The 26,240-nt window shown below is 65.2% G+C and carries 13 protein-coding genes and 1 pseudogene; 6 read left to right on the top strand and 8 right to left on the bottom strand.

Features of this window, described 5'->3' with window-relative positions:
- Positions 1-55 precede the first annotated feature (55 nt).
- On the top strand, positions 56-790 hold the full coding sequence (locus A5650_RS01630) for a glucose 1-dehydrogenase (protein ID WP_067285629.1): 735 nt from the start codon (positions 56-58) through the stop codon (positions 788-790).
- Positions 791-793: 3 nt separating this feature from the next.
- Here A5650_RS01630 and A5650_RS01625 read toward each other — a convergent pair whose 3' ends face one another.
- Positions 794-1,180, bottom strand: a complete 387-nt coding sequence (locus tag A5650_RS01625; protein WP_067085934.1) for a PaaI family thioesterase — start codon at positions 1,178-1,180, stop codon at positions 794-796.
- 58 nt (positions 1,181-1,238) lie between these two features.
- Here A5650_RS01625 and A5650_RS01620 point away from each other — a divergent pair, with 58 nt between their 5' ends.
- Positions 1,239-2,498, top strand: coding sequence for a competence/damage-inducible protein A (locus A5650_RS01620; RefSeq protein WP_067285628.1), 1,260 nt, complete (start codon positions 1,239-1,241; stop codon positions 2,496-2,498).
- A gap of 78 nt (positions 2,499-2,576) precedes the next feature.
- Positions 2,577-2,804 carry a hypothetical protein gene (locus A5650_RS01615; protein WP_067285627.1) on the top strand — a complete coding sequence of 76 codons (228 nt, stop codon included), beginning with the start codon at positions 2,577-2,579 and terminating at the stop codon, positions 2,802-2,804.
- A 12-nt stretch (positions 2,805-2,816) separates the two neighbouring features.
- Here A5650_RS01615 and A5650_RS01610 read toward each other — a convergent pair whose 3' ends face one another.
- Genes A5650_RS01610 through A5650_RS01595 form a run of 4 tightly spaced genes read right to left on the bottom strand, consistent with a single transcriptional unit; the run spans position 2,817 to position 5,314 of the window.
- Entirely contained in the window at positions 2,817-3,740 is a 924-nt protein-coding gene (locus tag A5650_RS01610; RefSeq protein ID WP_067285626.1) for an alpha/beta fold hydrolase, read from the bottom strand.
- A gap of 36 nt (positions 3,741-3,776) precedes the next feature.
- On the bottom strand, positions 3,777-4,625 hold the full coding sequence (locus tag A5650_RS01605) for a hypothetical protein (RefSeq protein WP_067285625.1): 849 nt from the start codon (positions 4,623-4,625) through the stop codon (positions 3,777-3,779).
- 35 nt (positions 4,626-4,660) lie between these two features.
- Positions 4,661-4,900, bottom strand: coding sequence for a hypothetical protein (locus tag A5650_RS01600; protein WP_067285624.1), 240 nt, complete (start codon positions 4,898-4,900; stop codon positions 4,661-4,663).
- A gap of 42 nt (positions 4,901-4,942) precedes the next feature.
- Entirely contained in the window at positions 4,943-5,314 is a 372-nt protein-coding gene (locus A5650_RS01595; protein ID WP_067285623.1) for a hypothetical protein, read from the bottom strand.
- A gap of 97 nt (positions 5,315-5,411) precedes the next feature.
- On the opposite strand from A5650_RS01595, the gene A5650_RS01590 reads away from it, so the two are divergent.
- Both A5650_RS01590 and A5650_RS01585 read left to right on the top strand, forming a co-directional pair.
- A complete protein-coding gene (locus A5650_RS01590; protein WP_067285713.1) occupies positions 5,412-7,043 on the top strand; it encodes a fatty acid--CoA ligase in 1,632 nt (543 codons plus the stop codon).
- Between the two features lie 121 nt (positions 7,044-7,164).
- Positions 7,165-7,653, top strand: a complete 489-nt coding sequence (locus tag A5650_RS01585) for a hypothetical protein (RefSeq protein ID WP_067285622.1) — start codon at positions 7,165-7,167, stop codon at positions 7,651-7,653.
- Between the two features lie 9 nt (positions 7,654-7,662).
- Here A5650_RS01585 and yaaA read toward each other — a convergent pair whose 3' ends face one another.
- The 3 genes from yaaA to A5650_RS01570 form a co-directional block, all read right to left on the bottom strand.
- Positions 7,663-8,409, bottom strand: a complete 747-nt coding sequence (yaaA, locus tag A5650_RS01580; protein ID WP_067285621.1) for a peroxide stress protein YaaA — start codon at positions 8,407-8,409, stop codon at positions 7,663-7,665.
- Between the two features lie 31 nt (positions 8,410-8,440).
- A complete protein-coding gene (locus tag A5650_RS01575; protein WP_067285620.1) occupies positions 8,441-9,043 on the bottom strand; it encodes an NlpC/P60 family protein in 603 nt (200 codons plus the stop codon).
- A gap of 253 nt (positions 9,044-9,296) precedes the next feature.
- The gene (locus tag A5650_RS01570) at positions 9,297-10,433 is read right to left on the bottom strand and encodes an alkaline phosphatase family protein (RefSeq protein ID WP_067285710.1); all 1,137 of its coding nucleotides are present in this window, start codon (positions 10,431-10,433) and stop codon (positions 9,297-9,299) included.
- A gap of 133 nt (positions 10,434-10,566) precedes the next feature.
- On the opposite strand from A5650_RS01570, the pseudogene A5650_RS01565 reads away from it, so the two are divergent.
- A pseudogene (locus tag A5650_RS01565) lies at positions 10,567-26,130 on the top strand (BTAD domain-containing putative transcriptional regulator); the annotation flags it as partial.
- Positions 26,131-26,240: the final 110 nt, after the last annotated feature.

Raw genomic sequence — 26,240 nt, 5'->3', positions numbered from 1 at the left:
CAGCCAAATTGGAACAGGTTCTAGTTCCCAAGGTGGTGCGGTAGCCTGACGCCCCATGGGACGCGTGGACGACAAAGTGGCACTGATCAGTGGCGGCGCTCGCGGGATGGGTGCGGCCGACGCGCGCGCACTGGTGGCCGAGGGCGCCAAGGTCGTGATCGGCGACATCCTCGACGAGGAGGGCAAGGCGCTGGCCGACGAGATCGGTGACGCCGCCCGATACGTCCACCTCGACGTCACCCAGGCCGACCAGTGGGAGGCCGCCGTCGCCACCGCCGTCAGCGAGTTCGGCAAGCTCAACGTGCTGGTCAACAACGCGGGCACGGTGGCGCTGGGTCAGATCGGCCAATTCGACATGGCCAAGTGGCAGAAGGTCATTGACGTCAACCTCACCGGCACTTTTCTCGGCATGCAGCATTCGGTCGAGGCGATGAAAGCCGCGGGCGGCGGGTCGATCATCAACATCTCGTCGATCGAGGGTTTGCGCGGCGCGGTGATGGTGCACCCGTACGTCGCCTCGAAATGGGCGGTGCGCGGACTGACGAAGTCGGCGGCGCTCGAGCTCGGCCCGCACAACATTCGGGTCAACTCGGTGCATCCCGGCTTCATCCGCACGCCGATGACCAAGCATTTCCCGGACAACATGTTGCGGATTCCGCTGGGCCGTCCCGGTCAGCCCGACGAGGTGGCGACGTTCGTGGTGTTCCTGGCCAGCGACGAGTCCCGGTATTCAACCGGTGCCGAGTACGTCATGGACGGCGGGCTCACCAACGACGTCCCGCACAAGTAGCAGTCAGTCGACCGCCGCGAAGTTGACCGTCGCGGTCGCGCCGACCTCGTCGTCGTTGCCGCGGTAGATGTCCACCTGGACCACGACGGAGCGTTTACCGGTGCGCAGGATCCGCGCGACCGCCCTGGCCGGCCCGATCTTGATCGGCCTCAAATAGCGGATGAACAGGTCCGTGGTGGCGATGGCGTGACCGAACGGGGTGGCCCGCGCGGCGAGTTGTCCGGCGGTCACATCGGCCATCGTCGCGACCAACCCGCCCTGGAGACCGCCGGCGGTGTTGGTGGTCCGTTCGTCGACGGGCATCTCCATCGTCACGGTGCCGTCGGGGGAGGGCACCTCCGTCAGGCCGAGTTGATCGAACAACTCGCGAAGCGACTTGGGTGCCGTCATGGGTAACGACATTACCGCCGTGCACCGCCACGGTCTCGGGTGCGTAGTGTCGTAGTTCGTGAGCGCACGCGCGGGCATCGTCGTCACCGGTACGGAGGTCCTGACGGGCCGGGTGCAGGACCTCAACGGACCCTGGCTCGCCGACCGGTTGCTGGAGTTGGGTGTCGAGCTGGCGCACATCACGATGTGCGGCGACCGGCCCGGCGACATCGAGGCCCAGCTGCGATTCCTGGCCGGCGAGGGGGTGGACCTCATCATCACCAGCGGTGGCCTCGGCCCCACCGCCGATGATATGACGGTCGAGACCGTGGCCCGGTTCACCGGCCGAAAGTTGGTGTTGGACAACCGACTCGAGCGCAAGATCGGCGACATCGTATCGCGGTTGATGGCCCGCTTCCCGGACGTCGACGCCGAGGCGATCCAGGCCGCGAACCGCAAACAGGCCCTGATTCCCGCCGGCGCCGACGTGATCGACCCGGTGGGCACCGCGCCCGGTGTCGTCGTCCCCGGTCCGCCGACGGTCGTCGTGCTGCCCGGCCCGCCGCGCGAGCTGCAGCCGATGTGGCCGCTGGCGCTGCGGACCGCCGCGGTGCAGGAAGCGATCGCGGGCCGCACGGTGTACCGCCAGGAGATTGTGCGGATGTTCGGGGTCCCCGAGTCCGGTCTCGCCGAGACGCTGCGCGACGCCGAGCGCGACATCACCGGCTTCGAACGGCTCGAGATCACCACCTGTCTGCGGCGCGGTGAACTCGAGATCGTCACCCGTTACGAGCCCGAAGCCGCGCAGACCTACACCGAGTTGATGGCGCTGCTGCGCGATCGCCACGGCGATGCGCTGTTCTCCGAGGACGGCTCCCGCGTCGACGAGCAGGTCGCCCGGCTGCTGACCGGCCGACGCATCGCGACGGCCGAGTCGTGCACCGGTGGGCTTCTGGCGGCGCGACTGACCGACCTCGCGGGTTCGTCGGTGTACGTCGCCGGTGCGGTGGTGGCCTACGCGAACGACGCCAAGAGCGAACTGCTCGGCGTCGACCCGGCGCTGATCGTCGAACACGGCGCGGTGTCCGAACCCGTCGCCGAGGCGATGGCCGACGGTGCGCTGACCCGGTTCAAAGCCGACACCGCCATCGCGATCACCGGCATTGCCGGCCCGGGCGGCGGTACCGCCGACAAGCCGGTCGGCACTGTCTGTTTCAGCCTCAAGCTGGCCGACGGCACCGTCGTCACCCGATCGATGCGAATGCCCGGTGACCGGGCCGACATTCGCGAACGCTCCACCACCGTTGCGATGCACCTGCTGCGCCGAGCACTGAGCTGACCGGTGCGCGTCCGAAGCCTCCTGCAGCGCTGCCACGCGGATCGGCTAACGTACGGGTCCGACACAGGAGGAGTACCGATGGCGGAAAACGCGCGCGAAGAGCTGTCTGAACGCGCCGTCGAGGCCGGATGGGACCGCAGAGATGCGGACCGTACCGACTACTACACGCGCAGTCCGGTGCGTATCCACGTGATCTGGCAGGGCGACGACGCGATCAGCGGCGGCGCGCTCTACCACGACGACATCCTGATGGCATACAGCCGGGACCTTTCGACAGTCTCGGGCTGGTTGGCCCGCAGCCGCTGACGATCGCCGCGGTCAGGACGGCGGCTTCTGGTATTCGTCCCACACCTTCAACATCGTCTGCAGGATCTCCTCGGCGCGGCCGAGACCGGCGAGGTGACTTTCGCCGGGCATCGTGGACAGCTCGGCGTCGCGGAGCCTCGAGACGACGTGCTCACCGTGGCGGAACGGAACGATGTGGTCGGCGTCGCCGTGCCACCAGCGCACCGGCACCGTGATCTCGTCGAGCCGGAAGCCCCAGTCGTGGGCGAAGACGACGATGTCGGAGAACGGGGCCGCCAATTGCTTGCGGCTGCCGTTGAGCAGGTCGTCGAGGAACATCGCCTTGATCTCCGGCCGGGCCAGCAACCGGCGATCGCCCTCGGGTGACACGCGCCCGTAGAGGTCGGTGATGGGGGAGGCGACCGGTTTGATGAACCGGATCAGAGCCGAGGCCAGCAGCCCGACCGGGATTCCCGCGTACTGCAGCAGCGGCGCGACACGCGTGCCGAGGTTGCCCATGAGGCCGCCGGGGATCGCGTCGGGGCCGACGGTGGGGGCGACGCCGCCGATCACGCCCGCGACGACGACGCGGTCGGGCAGCGCGGCGGCACAGCCGAGCGTGTACGGGCCGCCACCGGACAGGCCGACAACGGCCATCTTGTCGATGCCCAGGGTGTCGGCGATCGTGCGGAGATCGTCGGCGAAGTCGACGACCCGTTCGTATCGATGCGGGGTCGACGACCCGATGCCGGGACGGTCGAGGCCGATCAGTCGGATGTTCGCCTTCTCCGCGTAGACGCGGGCCTCCATCGGGATCTGGCGGCGGGCCCCCGGGGTGCCGTGCAACCAGAAGACGGCACGGCCTTGCGGGTCGCCGAACTCGGCGAATCCGATGCGGCGGTCTTCACCGACAGCGACGTTGCCCTCGAGTTTCGGGCGGGCGATTGCGACAACCATGGCGGAAGTGTCTCATGACGCCTCGAGGCGCTTGCGCTATGCCACCCGAAATACGTATGCCGCCGCGGTGGTGACGCGGTCGTCGGCACCCTCGTCATGCATCAGCACCCGCACGGCCACGGTGCCGTCGGCGCCGCCGAGCGGTTCGGTGTCCACCCGGAACGGGCCCGCCTTGCCGCGCGCCATGAACATCACGTGGCAGGACACTCCATGCATACGGTCGGTTCCAGCGGCCGCAGCCGCGGCGTCGATGGCGGCGGTCTCGAGGATGACGAACTGCGGTCCGACGTGCAGAGCTGCGTCGGGCGACGCGACCTCGGCCGACAGCTCCGGTAGACCCCAGCGGCCGTCGGGTCGGCGGCGACCACCGAACACCTGCCACAGCGGCGGCAGGTCGGGTGAGTCGACGATGTTGAGCGGATTGGCCTCCATCCGCTCCAGTCCCTCGGGCGGGACGCCGATGCTAACGCCCTGCCCCTCGATCAGGGCGAGCACGCGATCCGGGTTGTCGGCGTCGACGATCTTGGCGCGGCTGTAGCCCATTTGGCGGCCCACCCGTAGTTCCTCGGATATCACCTCGAAACACGTGACATCGCGGCCCGGGTCGAGAATCTGGCAGGAGTGGATGACCGGGTTCGGCACCGCCTCCAGGTCCGACATGTGCCCGCTCTCGGGGGCCGAGATGCCCAGCACGGCGAACAGCAGACCACCGGCCGCGTCGCGCATATCGCGGCGCACGGTGACGGTGTTGTCCTCCTCGACGAGGTCCATCTGGGCGTAGCTGCGGCCGATGTAGCGATAGCTCAGCAATCCGCCCCAGCGCCGCCGCAGTTCCTCTGCATACTCCTCGGGTGAATCGGACAGCTCGCGGATATCGCGCAGCACGCAACGCTCCAATCTGAGGTGACGCCGACGGCGGTTTACAGCAGTCGGCGAGGCGATACTTCCATTTGGTAACCGGCGGGGAACGTCATCTCGATCACCCGCAGTTCGTCGTGGGCCTTCGACTCGAGTTCGAGGACAACACATCCCTCGCCCAGGTCCTTGGCCTCCAACACCGTGTAATGCTGACCGCCACCGTTGACGTCGACGACGGGGTCCCCTGAGCGCAGTGCCTCGACCGCTACCAGGCCGGGGGCTTTTGCCGGGTGTGTTTCCACGCGACCCACGGTAAGCCAAATTGCCCGAGCGCTCAGGGTGTTTCAGCCGACCGCCATGGTGTAGGCGACGCCGCCGATGACGAATGTGGCCAGGCACAACCCGAAAGTTCCCAGTGCGAACGGCCAGCCGGGCGCACGCCGCACCAGCTGCACGACGGTCGCGATCAGTCCGGCCACCCCGATCGCGGTCGCCGACAGGACGGCGGTGAAGACCGCGTTGACGGCGCCTTCCTCGCTGCAGGTCTCGGGCGGGCAGTGGTCAAGGAAGGCCAGCGAGAACAATCCGAAGAACGCCCCGACGGCGATCATCCCGGCGGTGATCACCAGCGAGACGACCGACGCCGCGATGTCGGCGCCGGACACCGGCCGCTTGTACGGCTGCGGCGGATAGCCGGGATAGCTCGGTTGAACCATGACCGCAGATGCTAGCGACGCGATGCGCGGTTTCCCGTCGAAACGCCTGGACATGGACGATCATGGCGTCATCGAGCCAGCCGGCAGGGAGAGGCCCATGGACAGCACGATGCAGGACTTTCCGCTCACCCTGACGACGATCCTGCGACACGGTTCGGCGTGGCACTCCGGTCGCAAGGTGATCACCGCGACCGGCGACTCGTCGCGCGAGATCAGCTACGGCGAGCTCGGCAGCCGGGTCGCTCAGTTGGCCCACGGGCTGCGCGGGATCGGCATCACCGGGGATCAACGCGTCGCCACCTTCATGTGGAACAACCAGGAGCACTTGGAGGCCTACTTCGCTGCGCCGTGCATGGGCGCGGTGCTGCACACCCTCAACATCCGTTTGTCGGGTGAGCAGGTCGCGTTCATCGCCAACCAGGCCGAGGATTCCGTTGTGCTGGTGGACATGTCGCTCGCGGAGTTGTTCGCACCGATTTTGCCGCAGCTGACGACCGTGCACACCGTGGTCGCGGTGGGGGAGGGCGACATCTCTGAACTGGCCGCTGCGGGTGCCGAGGTCATTCGTTACGACGACCTGATCGCGGGACAACCGATCGACTACGACTGGCCCCTTCTCGACGAAAGAAGCGCCGCCGCAATGTGTTACACGAGCGGCACGACCGGCAACCCGAAGGGTGTCGTCTACAGTCACCGCTCCGCGTTTCTGCACTCGATGGCTGTCTGCAGCGGCAACAGCATCGGGCTGGTCGACGGTGACCGCGTGTTGACCGTCGTCCCCATGTTCCACGCGAACGCGTGGGGTCAGCCGTATGCAGCCGTGATGGCCGGCGCGGATCTGGTGCTGCCGGATCGGTATCTGCAGGCGGCTCCGCTGGTCGACATGATCGAGCGGCACCGCCCGACCATGTCGGCGGCGGTACCGACGATCTGGAACGACGTGCTCAACTACCTGCATGCCAATCCGGAGCGGGACATCTCCTCGCTGCGCACCGTCTGCTGCGGCGGATCGGCGGTGCCGTTGGCAATGATGAAGGAGTACCAGGAGCGCTTCGGCGTGGTGATCCGGCAGGGCTGGGGTATGACCGAAACCTCCCCGCTGGCGGCGATCGCGAACCCGCCGCCGGAGGTGACCGGCGCCGATCACTGGACGTTGCGGGCCACCGCGGGACGCGCGATGTGCGGCGTCGAGATCCGCATCGTCGACGACGACGGCGCGGTCCTGCCCAGCGACGGGAAAGCAGTGGGCGAGATCGAGATTCGTGGCCCCTGGATCACCGGCTCGTACTACCGCAATGCCGACCCGTCGAAATTTGACGACGGCTGGCTGCACACCGGCGACGTCGGCAGGATCGACCCGCAGGGTTTCATCACGCTGACCGATCGCGCCAAGGACGTCATCAAGTCCGGTGGCGAATGGATCTCGTCCGTGGAGTTGGAACTGCGGATCATGGACCACCCCGGGGTGTTCGAGGCCGCGGTCGTCGCCGTCCCCGACGAGCGTTGGCAGGAGCGGCCGTTGGCGGCGGTGGTCGTCGACGGTGACGCCTCGCTTACCCCGGAGGAGTTACGGAACCATCTGGGCGACAACGTGCCCCGGTTCTGGTTGCCGGAACGCTGGGCCTTCATCGACGAGGTGCCCAAGACCAGCGTCGGCAAGTTCGACAAGAAACTCATCAGGGCGCGGTACGCGGAAGGCGTTTACGACGTCGTCGAATATCGCGACTGATCGCCGTCACCGAAGACCCGGCGAACCGATCCGGTGCGGGTGACGGGTGGTTTACGGTAGCGACGAACGTCAATCCCGTGGGAGCAATGCACCGCCGCGGACGAGGAACGGGGATGAAGACATGCGCCGACCCATCCGATCAATGGCTTCGGCCGCCGCTTTCATGACCGCGGCGCCCGTCGGACTTCTCACCGGCGCCGGCATCGCGGGGGCGGACACGTTCGTGCCGATGAACCAGGTGTCCCGGCGCTGCGATTACAGCGAAACCGACTACAACGGACCGACCGGCTATGCGCGAGCCACAAACGTCGTGAGCACGAACGGCTCGGATGTGACCGCGAACGTCAACCTCGATGTGGCGATACCCAACATGCGCTACGACGTCAGGCTCATCCAGCTTCCGCGGCCGTCGTCGGCGCCTTGCCTCGGCGGGGACCCCGGTGTCGTCATGGCGCCGTTGCAGACCGACGGCGTCGGGCACGGCTCCGTCAGCCTCCACGACAACGTCGAGCCGGGTGCGACGGGAGTGTGGGTGTGGATCACCCGTCCAGATCCGTTCTCGCAAAATCCCGCGGAGTTCTACACCAGCGACATGATCGTCAAGCTCTGACGCGTTCGATCAGGCGTCGACGACGACGGTCAGCTCGTCTCCGCGACGTTCCACCCGCATCCCGGCGCGCCGCGCCACGGTGGCAACCGCCGCTGCATCGGCCGGTTCGGATCGCGTGCTCGCCAAGATGCGCGCGAGTCGCCCCTTGTGCGCTTTGTTGAAGTGGGTCACCACACTGCGGCGACCATCGGATTTCTCGGCGACCACGTCGACGCGGACGGCGTCGGGGACCCGCCCGAGCGCCGCGTACGAACTCGATCGGAGATCCACGACGAGCTCGTCGGCCGACCACTTGGCGAGCACGCGTTCCAGATGTGGACGCCACCGCGCCGCCAGTGTCGGCCGTCCCGGCAGTTTCGACGTCGCCGAGAGCCGGTACGCCGGCACCGGATCATCGGCGCGCAACAGCCCGAACAGCGCCGAGCCGATGGCCAACCGCGACCGTGCACGAGATGCAGCGGCGCCGTGCAGCGACCCGACGTCCAAGGCGTCGTAGAGGACACCGGTGTAACGACTGATCGCGGGCAACGTCGGCGCGCTGCGTAGCTCGGCGTTTCGATCGATCTCCGCGTCCTGCGAGGCGGACAGCCCGAGGGCGCGCCGACAGGCAGGCCGGTCGGCGGCCAGGTCCACCAGCTCGTCGACGAGTTCGATGCGCAGCGGCCCGAGCTCCGGCGAACTGAGCGACTCCAGGCGCAGCGGCGGCCCGTCGCCGCCGACCCGCTTGGTTTCCGAGGGCGGAAGAAGCACGATCACGCCGCAGAGGTTATCCGGGCGCGGGTCGCGCTCAGGCCGGAGGCAGAGGTGCCGATGGCGGCGGCGCGAACGGATCGGCCGGAGGCGGCGGCGGGGGCGCGAACGGATTCGCCGGTGGCGGAGCCGGAGCCGGAGGCGGCGGGGGCGCGAACGGATCGGCCGGAGGCGGCGGCGGTGCGAACGGATCCGCCGTGGCGGCGGGCTCGTGGCCGGCCATCATCACGACCGGCGCGGACGGCGCACCGGGAGCCATGGGCTGCTCGGGCGGCAACGGCAGGAACATGTGCTTGGTGAACTGTCCCTGGTAGGCACCACCACCGCCGACCTTCACGCCGCCGCCCTCTCCGGACGAGACGGGCGTGCCGTCGGGCAGGGTGGCCGCGGTGTGGCCGCTGTTCCAGCCGACCACCAGTGCACCCGGCTGGGTGCCGTACTGAAACCCGCGCTCGAGCAGTGCGTTCTCGATGTTTCCCGTGTTGAACCGGTCGCCATAGACGGGCCGACCGGTGGCTGCATTCGTCACCCAAGACACCAGACCCGAGCAGTCCGTACCGGCCGGCGAGTCGCCGCCGGAGACGTACGGCGTGCCGGACACTTGGTTTACAAGCGTCAAAAGCGTGGCAATAGCAAACATGCGGTCGGACGCTACAAGCGTCGCGGCAACGCCGCCAAATTCTGTGACAGCGTTCACAGCCTGCGGTTTCTATTGCGTAGTTCACGAATAGCATTGCAGAATATTGCTTTTCAAGAAAACTCAGCAACGTCGATTGCCACTGGCCAATTCGCTGACGCAGCAATCGAATTGCCGTAGCGCAGACCGATCAAGATCTGAAATGCCTTGTAACTCCCCTTATCCCGGCAACCAGTAGCAGTGAAGCAGGTACGGTTCAGCCGACCGCCACCAGCAACGGGACCGTCTGTTCAGCGAAGGTCAGCGAGCCGTGCTGCCCGACCAGTGACGATTCCATCGGTTCGACGGTGCGCCGGACGATCGCCGCCGAGCCGCGGGCGGCGGCTATCACGTCGCCGATCCTCGGCCGCACCTCGTCGCTGACCTGCGGCCCAAACCAGCCGGCGTCAATGGCTTCGTCGCGCGAGAGCACCCATGCCCGATCGCCCAGCGTCGCCCGCCATGCGGTGAGGACGTCGTCACGCGAGCCGTCGTCTATATAGAGGTGTCGAGCCCGCGCCTCGCCGCCGATCGCCTGCACCCCTGCTAGGAGTGCGGGCGTGGCATCGACGTCGACCGTTTCGGCATCGGTGACCTCGACCATGCCGTGGTCGGCCACCACGGCTAGCAGTCCGCCGGGCGGAAGAGCCTCGATTACCGACTCGATCAGAATGTCGATTTGCCGCAGCTGCAAGCGCCATTGAGGCGATCCGGGGCCGTATATATGCCCCAGCGTGTCGAGATCCGCGTGGTAGCCGTAGCAGAAACCGCGGTCGGACACCGTCGCCTGGACCGCGGCGGCGAGGTCACCGAGCGCGTGGACGCCGACGAAGCGCCCACCACGCAGCACAGCGCGGGTCAGGCCGGAGCCGGCGAACTGGGCGCCGGAAATGACGCTGACGGCGACGCCCGCCGACGTCGCCCGCTCGAACGCGGTCGGGAGGGGCTGCATCTGTTCGGGCACGACCGTGTCGCGAAGGTCCTGGCCCCAAGGGTGTGGCCGCCACCGTAGGGCGTTGATGACACCGGCGTCCGGCACTCGAAACGAATAGCCGACGAAGCCGTGCTGACCGGAGTGACGGCCGGTGCCGACCGCCGCCATCCCCGCGGCGGTGGTCGACGGGAAACCCACGGTCAGCGCCCGACCGCGCAGCGACGCCATCGCGGGCGCATCGGCGGCGTGGCGGTCGAGAAGTTCGGCGCCCAGCCCATCGATCAGCAGCACGCAAGCCCCGGCGAGGTCATCGGAGAGTCCAAGGTTGTTGTGAAAGCCGTCTGCGCCCATCGCCGCCAGGACCGACGGCACGACGTCGGCGAGGTGGGGCAGCGCGGGATCCGGTGTCGGCAGGTCCACGAGCCGAGCCTGCCACACCGTCGTCCGTCATTCATTGACAGCGCAAAGATCGAGGTCAGCGAGTTCTTTACCGGTTCTTGACCGCATGTTGAATCGGCCCTCAGACGATCGCAATGTGATTACGCTCCAAGAGGTGGAACTGGGGGTTCTGGGACCTCTCCAGGTCCGGCAGTACGGGCTGCCGGTCGCCATTCCCGGTGCCAAGCCCCGGGCCATTCTCACGATGCTCGGATTACATGGCGGTTCGGTCGTATCCGCCGACGCCCTCGTCGCCCTCTTGTGGGGGGACGAACCGCCGCGGACTGCGACCAAGGCCTTGCAGACCCACATCTCGTCGCTGCGCCGCGCGCTGGGTGACGGATTCGTGCTGACCGAGGGCACGGGGTGGACGCTGAGCACCACCGAGATCGACGCCGTCCACTACAAGACGGCGGCGAAGCTCGGACGTAAGGCCCTCACGGCCGGTGACCCGACTCGCGCGGTGGCCCTGTTCGATCAAGCGCTCGCGTTGTGGCGCGGCCTGCCCGAACTTCCTGACAGCGCGCGCGGTTCGTCGGAGAAGACTCGGTGGCTCGAAGGTCACGCCGCCTTGGTGGAGGACCGGGCCGACGCCCTTCTTGCGACGGGTCGGGCCGCGGAGATCGTGGGGGAGCTCGAGTCGGCGATCGCGGAAGCGCCCTTGCGAGAACGCCGTTGGGGTCATCTGATGCTCGCGCTCTACCGGGCCGGCCGGCAGGGCGAGGCGTTGGGCGCATACAAGAGGGCGCGGTCGCTGCTTGCCGAGGAGTTGGGAGTCGACCCAGGACCGGAGCTGCGGCGACTGGAGGGGGCGATCGTCGCGCAGGATGCCTCGCTGGAAGTGCCTCAGTCACAGCAGCTTTCGACGGTCACGCGAGCGGTCACCTTCCTGCTCACCGATATCGAGGGGTCAACGGCGGCGTGGGAGGCCGACGCCGACGCGATGGCAGTGGCGCTGGCCCGCCACGACGAGATCGTCGAGCAGGTCGTCACGTCGCGCGGCGGTCGGCTCATCAAGACGCGCGGTGAAGGGGATGCGACGTTCTCGGTGTTCGACCGCCCATCGGCGGCCGCAGCGGCGGCTATCGAATTGCAGGAAGCGATTGGTCATGAAGCGTGGCAGCTGGCGGACCCGATGCGGATCCGCGTGGCGCTGCACACCGGGGAGGTCGAGTTCCGCGACGGGGACTACTTCGGTAGAGCGGTCAACCGCGCCGCCCGGTTGCGGTCCCTGGCCGCCGGGGGCCAGATCCTCTGCTCCGGTGCGACCGCCGAACTCGTCATCGACTCACTTCCGGACGACGTCGTGCTCGCCGACCTCGGTACGCGCCGGCTACGCAACCTCCCTCGTCCGGAGCATGTGTTCGAGCTCCGGTTGGAGAGCGTGTCCGTTTCCGCTCCGCCCGCCCTCGATACTCCGATGGAGCGGCCTGCGCTGCCGGCGGTTCTCGTCGGTCCGGGGCCGTTCGTCGGCCGCGGTCGTGAGCTGGAGCGACTCGTGGCGGCGTGGCAATCGACCTTGGCCGCCGGCACACGAGCAGTGCTCATCGCGGGGGAACCGGGCGTGGGCAAGACGCGCCTGGCCGGGGAGTGGTCGCGCAACGCCTACGACCAGGGCGCCGTCGTCTTGTACGGCCGGTGCGACGAGGATCTCGGCGCGCCGTATCAGCCCTTCGCCGAGGCGTTACGTGCCTTCGTCTCCGGCGTCGACTCGAACCGCCTGCGCAACGTAAGGGGCATCGAGGCGCTGTTACCGCTGATTCCGGGGTTGGCGGACAAGCTGCCGGATGTGGCCGCTCCTCCGCGCGCGGATCCGGACACCGAGCGTTACGCGCTGTTCGACGCCGTGGTCGCCCTATTGGGCGCCGCGTCCGCGACGGCGCCCGTCGTGCTGATCCTCGACGACCTTCACTGGGCGGCCAAGCCGACGCTGTTGCTTTTGCGGCACCTGCTGCGCTTCGGTGAAGAGGCCCGCGTGCAGATCGTCGGTACGTACCGCAGCACCGATCTGGACCGCTCTCATCCGCTGGCGGCGATGCTGGCCGACCTTCATCGCGACGGCACCGCCACTCGGCTGCAACTGGCCGGACTCGACGAGGGTGACGTCACCGCCTACGTCGCCGAAGCCGGTTACGACGACGAGGAATTGGGGCGGGCGCTGGCGACGGTGACGGGCGGCAACCCGTTCTTTCTCATCGAGGCGTTGCGGCACGTGGAGGAAAGCGGCGGCCGTTGGGACCCGAGCACCCTGCCCCAGGGTGTTCGAGAAGCGGTGAGTCGCAGGCTCTCCCGATTGAGCGCCGAGACGAATAAGGCGCTCGCGGCGGCAGCGGTGGTCGGGAGCCGGTTCGCGGTGACGCTCGTCGAGCAGGTGGTAGGCGAGGACCTCGTCGACGCGTTCGATGAGGCGCGCAAGGCGGGCATCGTCATCGAAGAGCCCGGCGGCCGTTACCGGTTCAATCATGCCCTGGTGCGGCAGTCGTTGCTCGCCGAGCTTCCGTCCGTGCGGCGCATGCGGTTGCATCAGCGCATCGCGGGCACGCTCGAAGCCGAGCCGGGTTCAGACGATGAACTATTGGCCGAGTTGGCTTACCACTACTTCGAATGTGCGTGGGCCGGAAACGCGGCCAAGGCGGTCGAGTACTGCCGGCGCGCGGCAGATCAAGCGATGTCGCGGGTGGCCTACGAGGGCGCGGCCGAGTTGTATGACCGGGCACTTCATGCGCTCGAGGAGTTGGACGAGGAGCTTCCGGACCGCGACGAGCTGCAAGCCGAGTTGTTGATCGCCCACTGCGAGGCCTTGCTGGCTGCGGGTGATGTCACATCGGCCAAGCATGCTGTGGCCCAATTGCGGGACGTTCCTGTCGATTCGGGACGCCTGGGCGCCTGGGGTGTGTGCTTCGACGGTGAGCTGTCGATGCTCACCGATCCCGAGCGACTGGATGAGATCGAAACGGCGGTGAGTGTGGCCGCCGAGCAACTGGCTGCGCTCGACGACGCGGCGGGGGAGGCCAAGGCGCACACCGTCCGCGCGGGGTGCCTGGCGCGCCTCGGCCGAATCGGTGACTGCGAAACGGCTTTGGACCAGGCGTTGACGGCGGCACGGCGGGCACATGAGCACAGCCGGGTGAACGCGGTGCTCGCGGGGGCGCCGTTGGCGGCGCTGTGGGGGCCCAATCCCGTTCCGCGGGCGGGCGGGCGGTGCCTGGATGTGGTGCGGCTGCTGCGCATCACGACGGGGTCACCGCTGGTCGAGGCGACGTCGACGCGGTGCCAGGCTGTGCTGGATGCGTTCCGAGGCCGGGCCGCCGAGGGGCGGCGGTTGATCGAGTCGGCCAGACGGACGTTGACCGAACTCGGCTTGCGCCACGCGTTACTGGAGGTGGATCAGTTCGCAGGCATCATCGAGTTGGTCTCCGATGATGCGGCGGCCGCCGAACCGTATCTGCGGCGGGCCTACGAGGGTTTCCGTCGGATGGGCCTCGACACCGACACCGCGGATACGGCGGCGTTGTTGGCGCGGGCCTGCTTGGCGTTGGAGCGTGACGCCGAGGCTGACGAATTATGCTCGGTGAGCGAGCGTCTCGCTGGTCACGGGTCGAAGGCGTCGATTGCTTGGCGGTCGGTCAGGGCTCAGCTGCTCGCACGAGCAGGGGATCACGATCGGGCCGAGGAGGTCGCGAAAGAGGCGGTCAGCCGGGCAGCAGCGACCGACGCTCTGGTCGACCACGGTGATGCCTGCCTGGCGTTGGCAACGGTGATGCGTATCGCTGGCAATACCGCGGGCATGCGCGCTGCGGCCGAGCAGGCGGTCGCATTGTATGACCGCAAAGGCGCTGCAGCGCTCACCGAGAGAGCTCGGAAGATTCTGGGCTCCCACGATGCGCCCAGGCCGAACGAAGTCGAGCGACCTGCTGCCGAATTGACCAATGAGTGCGTCGAAGTGGGACAGCGGGTAGTCAGCGCAATCCAGCGGAAGGCGTGGGACGAGTTTGAGAGCCTCTTTGTCCCGGGCACTGCGGTCGAGAGTCGACGACGAATTGTTGGCTTCACCCTGGACGATTTGCCGGGCGGCGACTGGGTGCACCACAGCAGGCGCATCTTCGAGGCGAGCGGCAACGTTCGGGTCACTCAATCGGTCATCGCGGTTCGAGGCGAACGCTTGGCGCTTTCCCGATTGTTGGTGGGCAGCACAGACGTGAGTCCCGGTGCGCCGCAGGACGAATTCCTCCAGATCTACGGAATCGACGACTCCGGCCGGGTCTCGCTGCAGGTGTGGTTCGACGCCGACGATCTTGACGCTGCGATCGCGGAGTTGGACACCATACATGCCCGCGCTGGGGCCGATTACGAACGGATGCCGCTCCAGAACGCCGCTAGTCGAGCCGATGATCGATTCAATGCAGTATGCGCCCGCAAGCAGTGGGAACAGTGTAGTTCCTTGATAGCCGAAGACGTTCGCATCGAAGACCGGCGCAGAGGACTCCACACCGAATTTCGCGGGCGCGCGAAGTTGCTCGCCGAATCGCAGACGATCGGCGACCTGGGCACCGAAAGTGTCACTACACAGGTACTTGCTGTTCGGGGAGAACGTCTTGCGCTCCTTCGCGCACTGTTTCTTGGGCAGGACACTCGGCCCGACGGATTTCGCACCGAAATGCTACGTGTCGTCGAAGTCGACGCCCACGAACGCATTCTCGCGATAGTCGTATTTGATGCTGATGACCTCGCCGCTGCGATAACGGAACTCGACGCACGGTATTCGGCAGGCGAGGCGGAGCCTCATGCTCAGACCTGGTCGACAGTCACAGAGCTCACTGCCGCTTTCAACCGCAACGACTTCAGCGCGGTGAACTGCCCCAGCACCGACCACCGCCGGCTCACACGGTATGCGCCGGGCGACCTCACACGCGCCACCCTCACCCAGAGGGAGTTCACGCCAAATCTGACCACGTACATCGAGGTGGTGCATCGGCTCAGCGAACGCGGAGCCGTCATCGCCCATCGTTCTCACGGAGTCGCTCGAGAGGGGTTCGAGGCCGAGTGGCGAGTGATCAACATCTTGCTGATCGATGGTCACCAGCTCCAGCGGTACGAGCTCTTCGACGAAACGGACGTCGATGCTGCCCTCGCGCGGTTTGACCAACTCAGTTCTCCGCCAACCCGAGTGGAGAATGCGGCGAGTCGCGCGCACCAACGCATGCAAGGGTATTTCGCGAACCACGACTGGGACGCTGCTGGCGATCTGATGGCCGAAGACATAACCGTCGATGACCGCCGCCGGGTAGTGAACACCGAAGTTCGGCGGGGTCGAGAGGCGACCATGGCGAGTATGCAGGCGGGCGCGGGGCTGGGCGCTAGAACGATCGGCTCAGTTGTCCTCGCTACGCGAGGCGAGCGACTGGCGTTGCTGCGTACTCGGTACTCGGGTGGCGGTGCGCAACCCGAAGGCTATTACGCCGAAGATCTGAGCCTGGTCGCGATCAGCGCCGACGGCCGCATCTGCGCCGCAGTCATCTTCGATATTGACGATTTCGAAGCTGCGATCGCCGAATTGGAGACTCGGTACGTCGCGGGGGAGGCCGCCCCTTGTGCACGGACGTGGTCCGTGATCGCCAAAGGGTATGCCGGCCTCAACCACAATCAACTCGCCCCAACCATCCCCGGCTGGGTGAACGTCGACCGGAGGCGGTTCGCGCCGATCGCGGCCGGTCGACTCGGCGCTTACATCCGCGTGAATCAGGACGAGACGCCCGATGTCAGTATCTACGCCGAAGCGGTGCACAGGATCTCTGAGCTTGGGGCCGTCGTGACCAGGGCGGTCACCGGCACTTCACGCGAGGGGTTTTACGCGGAGTGGCGGGAGATCGACCTCCTGACGGTCAAGGGTGAGTTGCTCAGTCGCTGCGAGATTTTCGACGAAGCCGATCTGGATGTCGCCTTGGCAGAGTTCAATGGGCTGAGTCAATCGAACCCACGACTGAAGAACGCCGCGAGCCAGGCGGCAGAACGATTTCGCACATTCTTCGTGCAGCGTGACTGGGACGCTCTGAAGGTGCTACTGACCGATGAAAGCCTCGTCGAAGACCGACGACAGGTCGTCAGCTCGCCATTGCTACGTGGTCGAGACGATGAGATCGCTAACTTGCAAGCGATGGCTGACATCGGGGTCACAACGGTGTCGTCCACCGTCATTGCACTACGCGGTGGGCGGCTCGCCCTTAGCCGCACGCGATTCTCAGGCGCCGACGACTTTCACGCGGACGTCCTCGATGTCGTCGAGATCGACAACGAGGGCCGCCTCGTGGGTTACGTGTGCCTGGATCCCGACGACTTCGACGCTGCATTTGAGGAACTCGAAGCTCGTTACATGGCGGGGGAGACCGCCAGTCATGCGCGGACGTGGTCGATGGTTGGGGGCGTGTTTGCGAGCCTGGCTCGTCATGAAGTGCCCGCGTCGACGCCAAATTGGCAGGCCATGGATCACCGCCGAGGAACGCCGCTCAACTACACGGATCTCCGGTCAGTGGTCGCTGCAATTTGGGATGTCACGCCGGATCTCCAGAGCCACATCGAGGCAGTGCATCGGTTGGGCGATCACGCAGCGCTCTTCACGCAGGTCTCTCATGGAACAACAGCTGAAGGATTCCCGGCTGAGTGGCGGATAGTCAACCTGATGACGTTCGACCGTTCTTCGGCCAGTGGATGTGAGCTCTTCGATGAAGAAAACCTTCCCGCGGCGATCGCGCGGTTCGAGAGTCTCAACCGACCGCAAACGCAACTCGAGAACGCCGCTAGCAGAGCGGCTGAGCAATTCTTGGCGCATTTCCAGGCGGACGACTGGAAAGCCATGCAGGAGTCGTTCGCCGAGAACTACTTTTTGGATGATCGCCGTCGGATCATTAGTTCGGGGATACGGCATGGCCGTGACCATGCGATTGAAGATGTCCGCGCGGTCGTCGACGTCGGATTGTGGGCGAAGCTCTCGATGAGCACGATGGCAACGCGAGGCGGGCGGCTCGTCCTGCTGCATCTCCACGCCGCGGGCCCCGATCCGGGGGCGAGTCAATCCGACCTCCTCCAGGTCGTAGAGGTTGACGACGACGGACGATTTTCAGCGGTGGTTGTGTTCGATGTCAATGACATCGACGCTGCCTTCGATGAGCTCGAGCGCCGTTACCTCTCAGGCGAAGCGGCAGCTCACGCACAAGCATGGTCGGTCATCGCGGGTGCTTACGCCGCCGTGCTGCGTCACGAGTTGCCATCGACGGCACCGGACTGGGTCAACCTCGACCACCGGCGGGTGACGTCATTCGCGCCGAACGAACTGGTGCCGTTCTTGGAGGCAACATGGGACGTGCTCGAAAGTGACATCCAGATCTATGTCGAGGCCGTGCATCGGCTCACAGACATAGGAGCGGTGGTCACCCGCGTCATCAAGGGGACGTCTCGCGAGGGATTCACCGCAGAGTGGCGAGAGATCGGATTGTCGACCGTCGATGGCGACTCGATTAACCGGTCAGAACTTTTCGATGAAGCCGATATCGGCGCCGCGCTCGCCCGGTTCGATGAACTGAACCAACCGGCCGTTCTTACGAACACTGCAAGCGAGATAACTGATCGTTACTGCGCAACTTTCGGGGCACGCGACTGGGCTGCAATGGCGGAGACATTGGCCGACGACGTGATCGCCGATGATCGCCGCCGGGTCGTGAATGCCGGTGTCCGCCACGGTCGCAATGTCCAACTGGCGGATAGCCGGGCCGCGGCCGAGGTCGGCGGCGGTCAACACGTGGCGTCGACGGTCTTGGCGACTCGTGGCGAGCGTCTTGTGCTCAGCCGTGTCCGGACGACCAACAGCAACACACCGCCCGGTGAGGTCGGTGCGCAGATGCTCGGCATCGTCGAGATCGACGCGGACGATCGGATCGCTGTCACGGTTTGTTTCGACGAGGAGGACGTCGACGCCGCCTTCCGCGAACTCGACGCTCGTTATCTCGCCGGCGAGGCAGCCGCGTATGCGCAGACGTGGTCGGTGATATCGGAGACGTTCGCCGCTGTCAGCCGTGGTGAGCTCCCTGCAGTCACACCAGACTGCATAACTCTCGATCACCGGCATGCGGTCGCATTTGCGCCGGGCGAGCTAGGTTCGTACACCCGCGCTGCCCATAGCAGCACGGCCGACCTCAGAGCTCATGTCGAGGCGGTATATCGCCTGGACGAGCACGGGGCGGTCGTGTCGTACGTCGCCAAAGGGACCTCGGCACAGGGCTTTCAGGCTGAGTGGCGGGGCGTCAGCCTGTCGACCGTCGACAAGGGGCTCGTCAATCGCAACGAGTTGTTCGACGAGGTGGACCTCGACGCCGCGCTCGCACGTTTTGACGAACTCAACCGGCCTGCTGTGCCCATCCTCGAGAACATGGCAAGCCGAGCTGTCGACCGCTTCCAAACGTGCTTCGCCGCCCGTGACTGGGATGCCATGGCGGAAGTGCTGGCCGATGACGTCGCGGCCGTCGATCACCGACCGGTGATGGGTGCCGGTCTGCGATTCGGGCGCGCACTCAACATCGGCGACTGGCAGTCGGTAGCCGAGGTAGGTTTCACCAGCATCACATCGACCGTGATCGCGATACGCGGCGAGCGTCTGACATTGGGGCGCTTCCTCATCTCGACTGGTGATGACACGTACCACAACGATGTGCTCGGAATAGTTGAAACCGATGCTTCCAATCGGGCTTCAACGTGCCTCATGTTTGATGTCTCCGACATGGACGCCGCGCTCGAAGAACTCGAATCTCGTTACCTCGCCGGCGAAGCCGCCGCGTACGCGCGCACATGGTCGGTGATCGTCGACGTGTTCTCCGCAGTGAATACGCACAAGTTGCCCGAGTTCGCACCGAACTGGGTGAACGTCGATCACCGGCGTAGCGTCGCGTTCGCGCCGGGTGAGATGGCGTCGTACACCAACGCAGCCCAGGCGGACATGCCTGACGCCGCGCTCTACATCGAGGCAGTGCATCAGCTCAATGACCTCGGAGCGGTCGTCACGTATGTCGCCAGAGGAACGTCGACCGAGGGCTTGCAAGCCGAGCGGCGGGAAGTCAGTCTCTCGACTGTCAACGGTGGTCGCGTCAATCGCAGCGAGTTGTTCGATCTAGCCGACCTCGACGACGCACTCGCCCGCTTCGACGAATTGACGCGTCCCGCGCCCCGGCCTGTGAACGCCGCCTATCGGATGGTCGAGCGGCTTTGGAGCCGCTTCGACGAACGTGACTGGACCGCGATAGGGGAGCTGCTCGCAGCCGATATCTATGCCGAGGACCGCAGACGCATCGTCAACGACGGGATGCGCCGCGGCCGTGAGGCTTTCGTGGCCAACATGCGGGCAGTCGCCGAGGTGGGCACCGGCGACATCACCTCGACCCTCGTCGCGACCCGCGGCGAGCGCCTCGTCCTGGCCCGTATCCGAAGCGAACGATTCCACACCGACGTGCTCAACCTCGTGGAACTGGACGCAGGACAACAAGTCATGGCGTCGACCGTGGTGTTCGACGTCGAAGACTGGGATGTCGCATTCGTCGAGCTCGAAAAGCGATATCTTGCGGGAGAAGCATCGGGATCGGCGCATACATGGTCGGTGATCGCTCGCGGATATGCTGCAGCGAACCGCGGGGAGTTGGCCTCTACATCGTCGACTGTGGTCAACATCGATCACCGTCGGCTACCGATGATCAATTCGGGCGGGTTGATCCCTTATCTGCGAGACACATTCGACAAGCTCGCAAACATCAGCACCCATGTCGAAGCCGTTCATCGAGTCACGCCCACCGGCGCAGTCGTAACCCATGTAGGTTCTGGGACTTCGCCGGACGGCTTCGATGCCGAGTGGCGGATGATCAACGTCTTGGTGGTCGAGGGCGATGTGATCAGCCGCTCTGAGTTGTTCGACGAATCAGACCTCGACGCGGCGCTCGCCCGCTTCGACGAGCTCACTGCGGCGGCGCAGAAACCGACCAATGCTGCGAGCCGGGCGGCAGATCGGTTCTGCGAATGCTTCGGCGCCCGTGATTGGGACGGAATGGCAGACACGCTCGCCGAGAATGTTCAGACCGACGACAACAGACCGCTCGTCGGCGTTGGGAGACGCCAAGGACCACGACTCAACGTTGCCGACTGGCAGGCCGTAGCCGGAGTCGGCACCCGCACTTTGACGTCAACCGTCATCGCCCTCCGTGGCGATCGCTTAGCGTTGAACCGTTTCCGAACTTCGGGCCGAGACCAGCGCCCTGAGGCCTTCCACACCGAGATTCTCGCGGTTGTCGAGTCAGACGCCGACGGCCGGATCGCGGCTTGCGTGATGTTCGACCGCGACGCGATCGATGCCGCCCTCCAGGAACTCGACGTCCGCTTCGGAGCCGGCGAAGGCGCCCCGCACCGCCGCACTTGGACCGTCCTCGCGAAGGCGTTCGCCGCGTTCAACCGTCACGAACTGCCCGCGACGACACCCGACTGGGTCAACACCGATCACCGAAGCGGTACCCCAATCGCCCCGGGGCAACTATTTCCGTATGTGCGCACCTCATGGGAGTTGGCGCCGGATATCACCAATTACATCGAGGTCGTGCACAGACTGGCCGATTTCGGCGCAGTCGTTACTCGGGTGGCAACCGGGACTTCACAAGACGGCTTCAGCGCCGAATGGCGAGTCATCACGCTTGCGACCTTTGATGGTGATCTACTGAGTCGCGTCGAGCTTTTCGACGAGACGGACCTCGACGCGGCCATCGCTCGGTTCGAAGGGCTCAACCGACTGTCGGCACGATTGACCAACACCGTGACTCGGCTCGACGAGCGCTTCCGCGCACTGTTCACAAAGCGCGACTGGAACGCGATGTCGCAACTCCTTGTTGACGACCTCTACCACGACGATCGTCGTCGGGTGGTCGGTACGGGCGTCCTGAGGGGCCGCGATGCCGGGATCGAGAATTTACGCGCGACCGCCGATATGGGCACGACCACTCTGGCGTCAACCGTTCTCGCGACTCGTGGTCAGCACCTCGCGCTCACCCGAGTCCTCCTGCGCGGCAGGAATACGCGACCTGACACGTATCGGACGGAAGCCCTCGTTCTTATCGAGTCTCGCACCGACGACCGGATCGCAGCCTTCGTCATTCTCGATGCCGATGACCTCGATGCCGCCTTCGCGGAACTCGACGCCCACTACCTTGCTGGTGAGGCGGCAAGGTACGCGCAGGTTTGGTCCGGCATCGCAGATGCCTACGCCAAATTCAATCGACACGAAGTCCCTGGCTTGTCGAATTGGGTCACGACCGATCACCGGGTGCGCGAAACCTTCGCTGGGGACGACCTCCTCGCGTACGTGAGGTCCGGCTGGGACGTAACCCCGAACAACAAGATGTACCTGGAATGCGTCCATCGGTTGAGCGATCGCGGCGCTGTCATCACGCATACGGCGTACGGCAATTCGCCGGACGACTTTTACGCTGAGTGGCGAATGGTCGCTCTGCTCACGATGAGTGGCCCGGGCGGCATGAATCGCTGCGATCTGTTCGAAGAGGCCGATCTGGACACTGCCATCGCGAAATTCGATGAGTTGAGTGGCCCTGCGCGCCGACCGGAGAATGAAGCCACCCGTGCGTTAGCCCGCGCTTGGGCGTGCTTTGAGGCGCGAGACTGGGACGCGACCCAATTGGTCATGACGGAGGATTTCACCTCATACGACCGGCGCCAGGTCGTCAACGCCGGCGTGCGGCGAGGCCGCATAACACACATAGAGAACATGCAGTCGGTTGGTGAGGTCGGCTTCAAGAACGCCGGGTCAGTCGTCATCGCGACTCGAGGCGAGCACCTCGCGTTGTGCCAGAGTCGTTTCGCGGCGGATGAGATGCCGCGTGACGAGATCGCCGCTGAGGCGCTCATGATCGTCGAGACAGACGCCACGAACCGGCTGGTCTCGAACACCGTCTTCGACCTCGACGACGTTGACGCCGCGTTCGCAGAGCTTGACGCGAAGTATGCCGCCGGGGAGGCAGCTGCGTGCGCGCGCACGTGGACGGTTGTGACACAGGGCTATACCGCGCTCAACCGGCATGAGCAGTTCGACCGGAGTTGGGCCTTCGCTGACCATCGGAAAGGTACACCGTTCGCATCGACGGCCTCTGCCGCCGCAGCGCACCCCGACGTGTGGGATGTGACGCCCGACCTGAATGCTCACATCGAAACTGTGCATCGCCTCAGCGACACCGCGGTGCTGGTGACGTCGGTGGTCGGCGCTACTTCACACGACGGCTTCCAGGCCGAGTGGCGATTTCTTCAACTGCTCACTTTCGCGGGAGAGTCCGTCGAACGGTGTGAGTTGTACGATGAGGACGACCTGGATTTCGCCCTTGCGAGGCTCGACGAACTCGATAGATCGTCGCCTCGACTCGATAATCCCGCGGTTCGGCTGCGGATCAATGTCGCCGATGCTTATAACCGTCGAGATACGGAAACCTTCACCGCGGGTGCCGTCGGGCGCTATGAGGACCGCCGTCGAGGGCTGCGTGACGAGGGACTGACAGATGTGAAGTATGCGCATGCGGTTCTGTCAGAAACACCCACGAGCTGGAAAGTCGAAGTCGAGGCCGTCGCGATCAGGGGGGATCGCCTGGCGCTGACCCGAGAAGCGTTCCTCGACTACGACGATCCGACACGACCGATCACAGTCGAGTTGGTGGTACTGACAGACGTCGCCGACAAGCAAGAAGACCTACAAACGATATTCTTCGATCCCGAGGACACAGACGCCGCCTATGCGGAGCTCGAAACCCGTTACCTTGCTGGCGAAGCCGTAACGTTCTCGCGTACATGGTCAGCGATTGCAGAGTCCTACGCCATGGTCAACCGCCGCGAGGTACCCGGCACAACGCCCGCATGGGTAGATCACCGGTTGGTCGCGACCATCGAGGCCGACGACCTGATCGCAAACCTCCGCGCCTCATGGGAGATCGCGCCCGACATTCGCTTTCGGATCGCGGCAGTGCACAAGCTCACGGGAGCTGGAGCGGTCATCCACCATGTGGTGGAGGGACATTCGGAGGAAGGATTTCCCTTCGAGTACCAGGAATTGGCCGTAGTCACGGTCCACGGGGACCGCCCCGACCGCTTCGAGATGTTCGACGAGAACGACCTCGACGCGGCATTCGCACGATTCGACGAACTCAGCCAGGAGTCGCGGATAGAGAACGCCGCGACGCGCGCATGGGCGTCGGTAGCGGATGCGTTCAACCGTCGAGACCTGAACGGATACCTCAACCTCGTCAGCGCTGACCGTCAAATAGACGATCGCCGAAAAGGGCTGCAGGCCGTGATCGCCGGTCCCGACCAGCGCGCACATGTCAATCTGCTGTTCGAACTGGCACCGCGCGGTTCGCAGATGGAGGTCGAACCCATCGCGGTCAGGGGGACGCGCCTCGCGCTGGTCCGTACATGCTGGCTAGACGGCACCCTTTCCGAGCGACCAGTGACGAACGAACTCCTTGCAGTAACGGAGCTAGGCGCCGAAGGATTGGTCGATCTGATCGTGGCGTTCGATCCAGACGACATCACACGCGCGCTGCGCGAGCTTGATTCCCTTTATGTCGCTGGCGAAGCCGCACCCTATGCGCACACGTGGTCCCTAGTCATCCACACATATGACGCCTTCAACCGGCACGAACTGTCGTCGACTACCAAAGGCTGGGTGAACATCGACCATCGTCCAGTCGTCGCCGCGCCAGGCGATGTGCACGCGTATGTCCGCGAGTCGTGGCAGCTAGCGTCTGACATCAGCACCCGCATTGAAGCCGTGCATCGGCTGACCGACATAGGGGCTGTCTTCACCCATGCCGAAACGGGCACCTCGCGGGACGGCTTCACTGCCGAGTGGCGTGAGGTGACTCTTTTGGCGTTCGAGGGTGACGCGATCAACCGTTGCGAGATTTTCGATGAGGATGACCTCGACACCGCACTCGCACGATTCGACGAACTCAGCCGCTCGACAACGCGAGTCGAGAACAAGGCGACTCAATTGTGGGAGCGTCTGGCTGACGCTTTCAATCACCATGACATCGACGCATTCCTCGCACTCACTTCACCGAACGGATGCATCGATGACCGCCGAAAAGGCTTGCAAGCAATACACGGTCCGGCCGACCGCAGAAAGGCGGCAGAAGCCCTGTTCGAGTCACCGCTGACCTGGCGGACAGAAATCGAGCAGGTTGCGACCAGGGGGGCGCGGCTGGCGCTGGCCCGCCAAATCTACCGCGACACCGCCGATGAGAGTCGGCCGGTCACCGTAGACCTTCTCACCGTCGTCGAGATCAACGTGGACGACTTGATGGGTGACTTCGTCAACTTCGACTGCGACGACGTTGACGCCGCCATCGAAGAGCTCGAAACCCGTTATCTCGCTGGCGAAGCAGCCGCACACGCCCGCACTTGGTCGGCGATCGTCGATGGCTACGCCACCTTCAACAGGAGAGAGCTGTTCCGTACCACTCCGGACTGGGTGAACATCGACCACCGGCGCGGCGGCACCTCGTTCGGGCCCGGTGAACAGATCGATTTCGTCAACGCCACGTGGGATGTGGTCCCGAAAATTCATGCTCACGCCGAGGTGGTGCATCGGCTCGACACCCTTGGAGCGGTCGTCACCCAGGTCGTGAAAGCGACATCGCACGCCGGCTTCGACGGTGAATGGCGGGAGCTGGTTTTGCTCCTCATCGACGGTGACGCGATCAGCCGCTGCGAGATGTTCGACGAAGTCGAAATCCACTCCGCGCTAATCAGATTCGAAGAGATCAATCGGCCGGCAGGTCGGCTCGCCAACGCGGCGACACGCGCCCGCGCGAATCTCTCAAATGCATTCAACCGTCGAGACCTCGAGGGCTTTTGTTCCTTTGCCGCACCAGACGCGCATTACGAGGACCGGCGGAAGGGGTTGCGAGACCAGGGACTGATCAGACAGGAATTCGCGCCCAGCATGTTCTCCGAGGCACCAGCAAGCTGGCAATGGACGGACGAACCAGTCGCCATACGCGGACAGCGATTGGTGCTATGCCGTGACCTGTTCCGCGAGAGGGGAACACCCGACGAGCCCATAACCGTCGAAGGCCTATCGGTTACGGAAGTCGGTGACGACGGCTTGATCTGTCATTCAATGTTTTTCGACGCCGAAGACCTCGACGCCGCGATGAGGGAACTGCACGCTCGCTGGATCGCTTCGGGAGAGGTCGAGCATCCGGAGGTCATCGAAGCAGCACGTCATCTCGCCGAGGTCACCAACCGCCACGACTGGGACGAGCTTCTCGCGCTCGGCGAAGGTGCCGCCTACGCAAACCACCGGCAGCTGTCGAGCCCCGATATTCGATCTGTCGCCGACCACATGGCATCCATTCGGGCAATGGCCTCATTGGTCCCAGATTTCTGGATCGAACACTCGCAAGTTCTCATGCATTCTCCCGCAAGGGTGCTGAGCGACGTCGTTTTGAAGGGCACCTCAACCGACGGCTTCGCGGTCGAACTTCCCCTCGTCATGCTTACGGGATTCGACAGCGGGCGGCTCACCCGATTAGAAGTCTTCGATGCCGAGGACCGCAACCAAGCGCTGTTGCGCTTCGAGGAACTCGACGCAGACTAGACCGCCGAACGTGCGGTGAGTGACGACTTCTGCCAGCTTCCGCGCTGAGCGCACGCTCGATGGCCGCCCTGACCATTGACACGCAGCCACATGGCTGCCTATTGTCGAAC

The sequence above is a fragment of the Mycobacterium sp. 1164985.4 genome (assembly GCF_001668575.1).
GTDB lineage: Bacteria > Actinomycetota > Actinomycetes > Mycobacteriales > Mycobacteriaceae > Mycobacterium.
This window is presented reverse-complemented; position numbering and strand designations above follow the sequence as displayed.

Coding starts and splice junctions, on each gene's coding strand:
- A5650_RS01630 (WP_067285629.1), top strand. CDS start 56: ATGGGACGCGTGGACGACAAAGTGGCACTGATCAGTGGCGGCGCTCGC.
- A5650_RS01625 (WP_067085934.1), bottom strand. CDS start 1,180: ATGACGGCACCCAAGTCGCTTCGCGAGTTGTTCGATCAACTCGGCCTG.
- A5650_RS01615 (WP_067285627.1), top strand. CDS start 2,577: ATGGCGGAAAACGCGCGCGAAGAGCTGTCTGAACGCGCCGTCGAGGCC.
- A5650_RS01610 (WP_067285626.1), bottom strand. CDS start 3,740: ATGGTTGTCGCAATCGCCCGCCCGAAACTCGAGGGCAACGTCGCTGTC.
- A5650_RS01595 (WP_067285623.1), bottom strand. CDS start 5,314: ATGGTTCAACCGAGCTATCCCGGCTATCCGCCGCAGCCGTACAAGCGG.
- A5650_RS01590 (WP_067285713.1), top strand. CDS start 5,412: ATGGACAGCACGATGCAGGACTTTCCGCTCACCCTGACGACGATCCTG.
- A5650_RS01585 (WP_067285622.1), top strand. CDS start 7,165: ATGCGCCGACCCATCCGATCAATGGCTTCGGCCGCCGCTTTCATGACC.
- A5650_RS01575 (WP_067285620.1), bottom strand. CDS start 9,043: ATGTTTGCTATTGCCACGCTTTTGACGCTTGTAAACCAAGTGTCCGGC.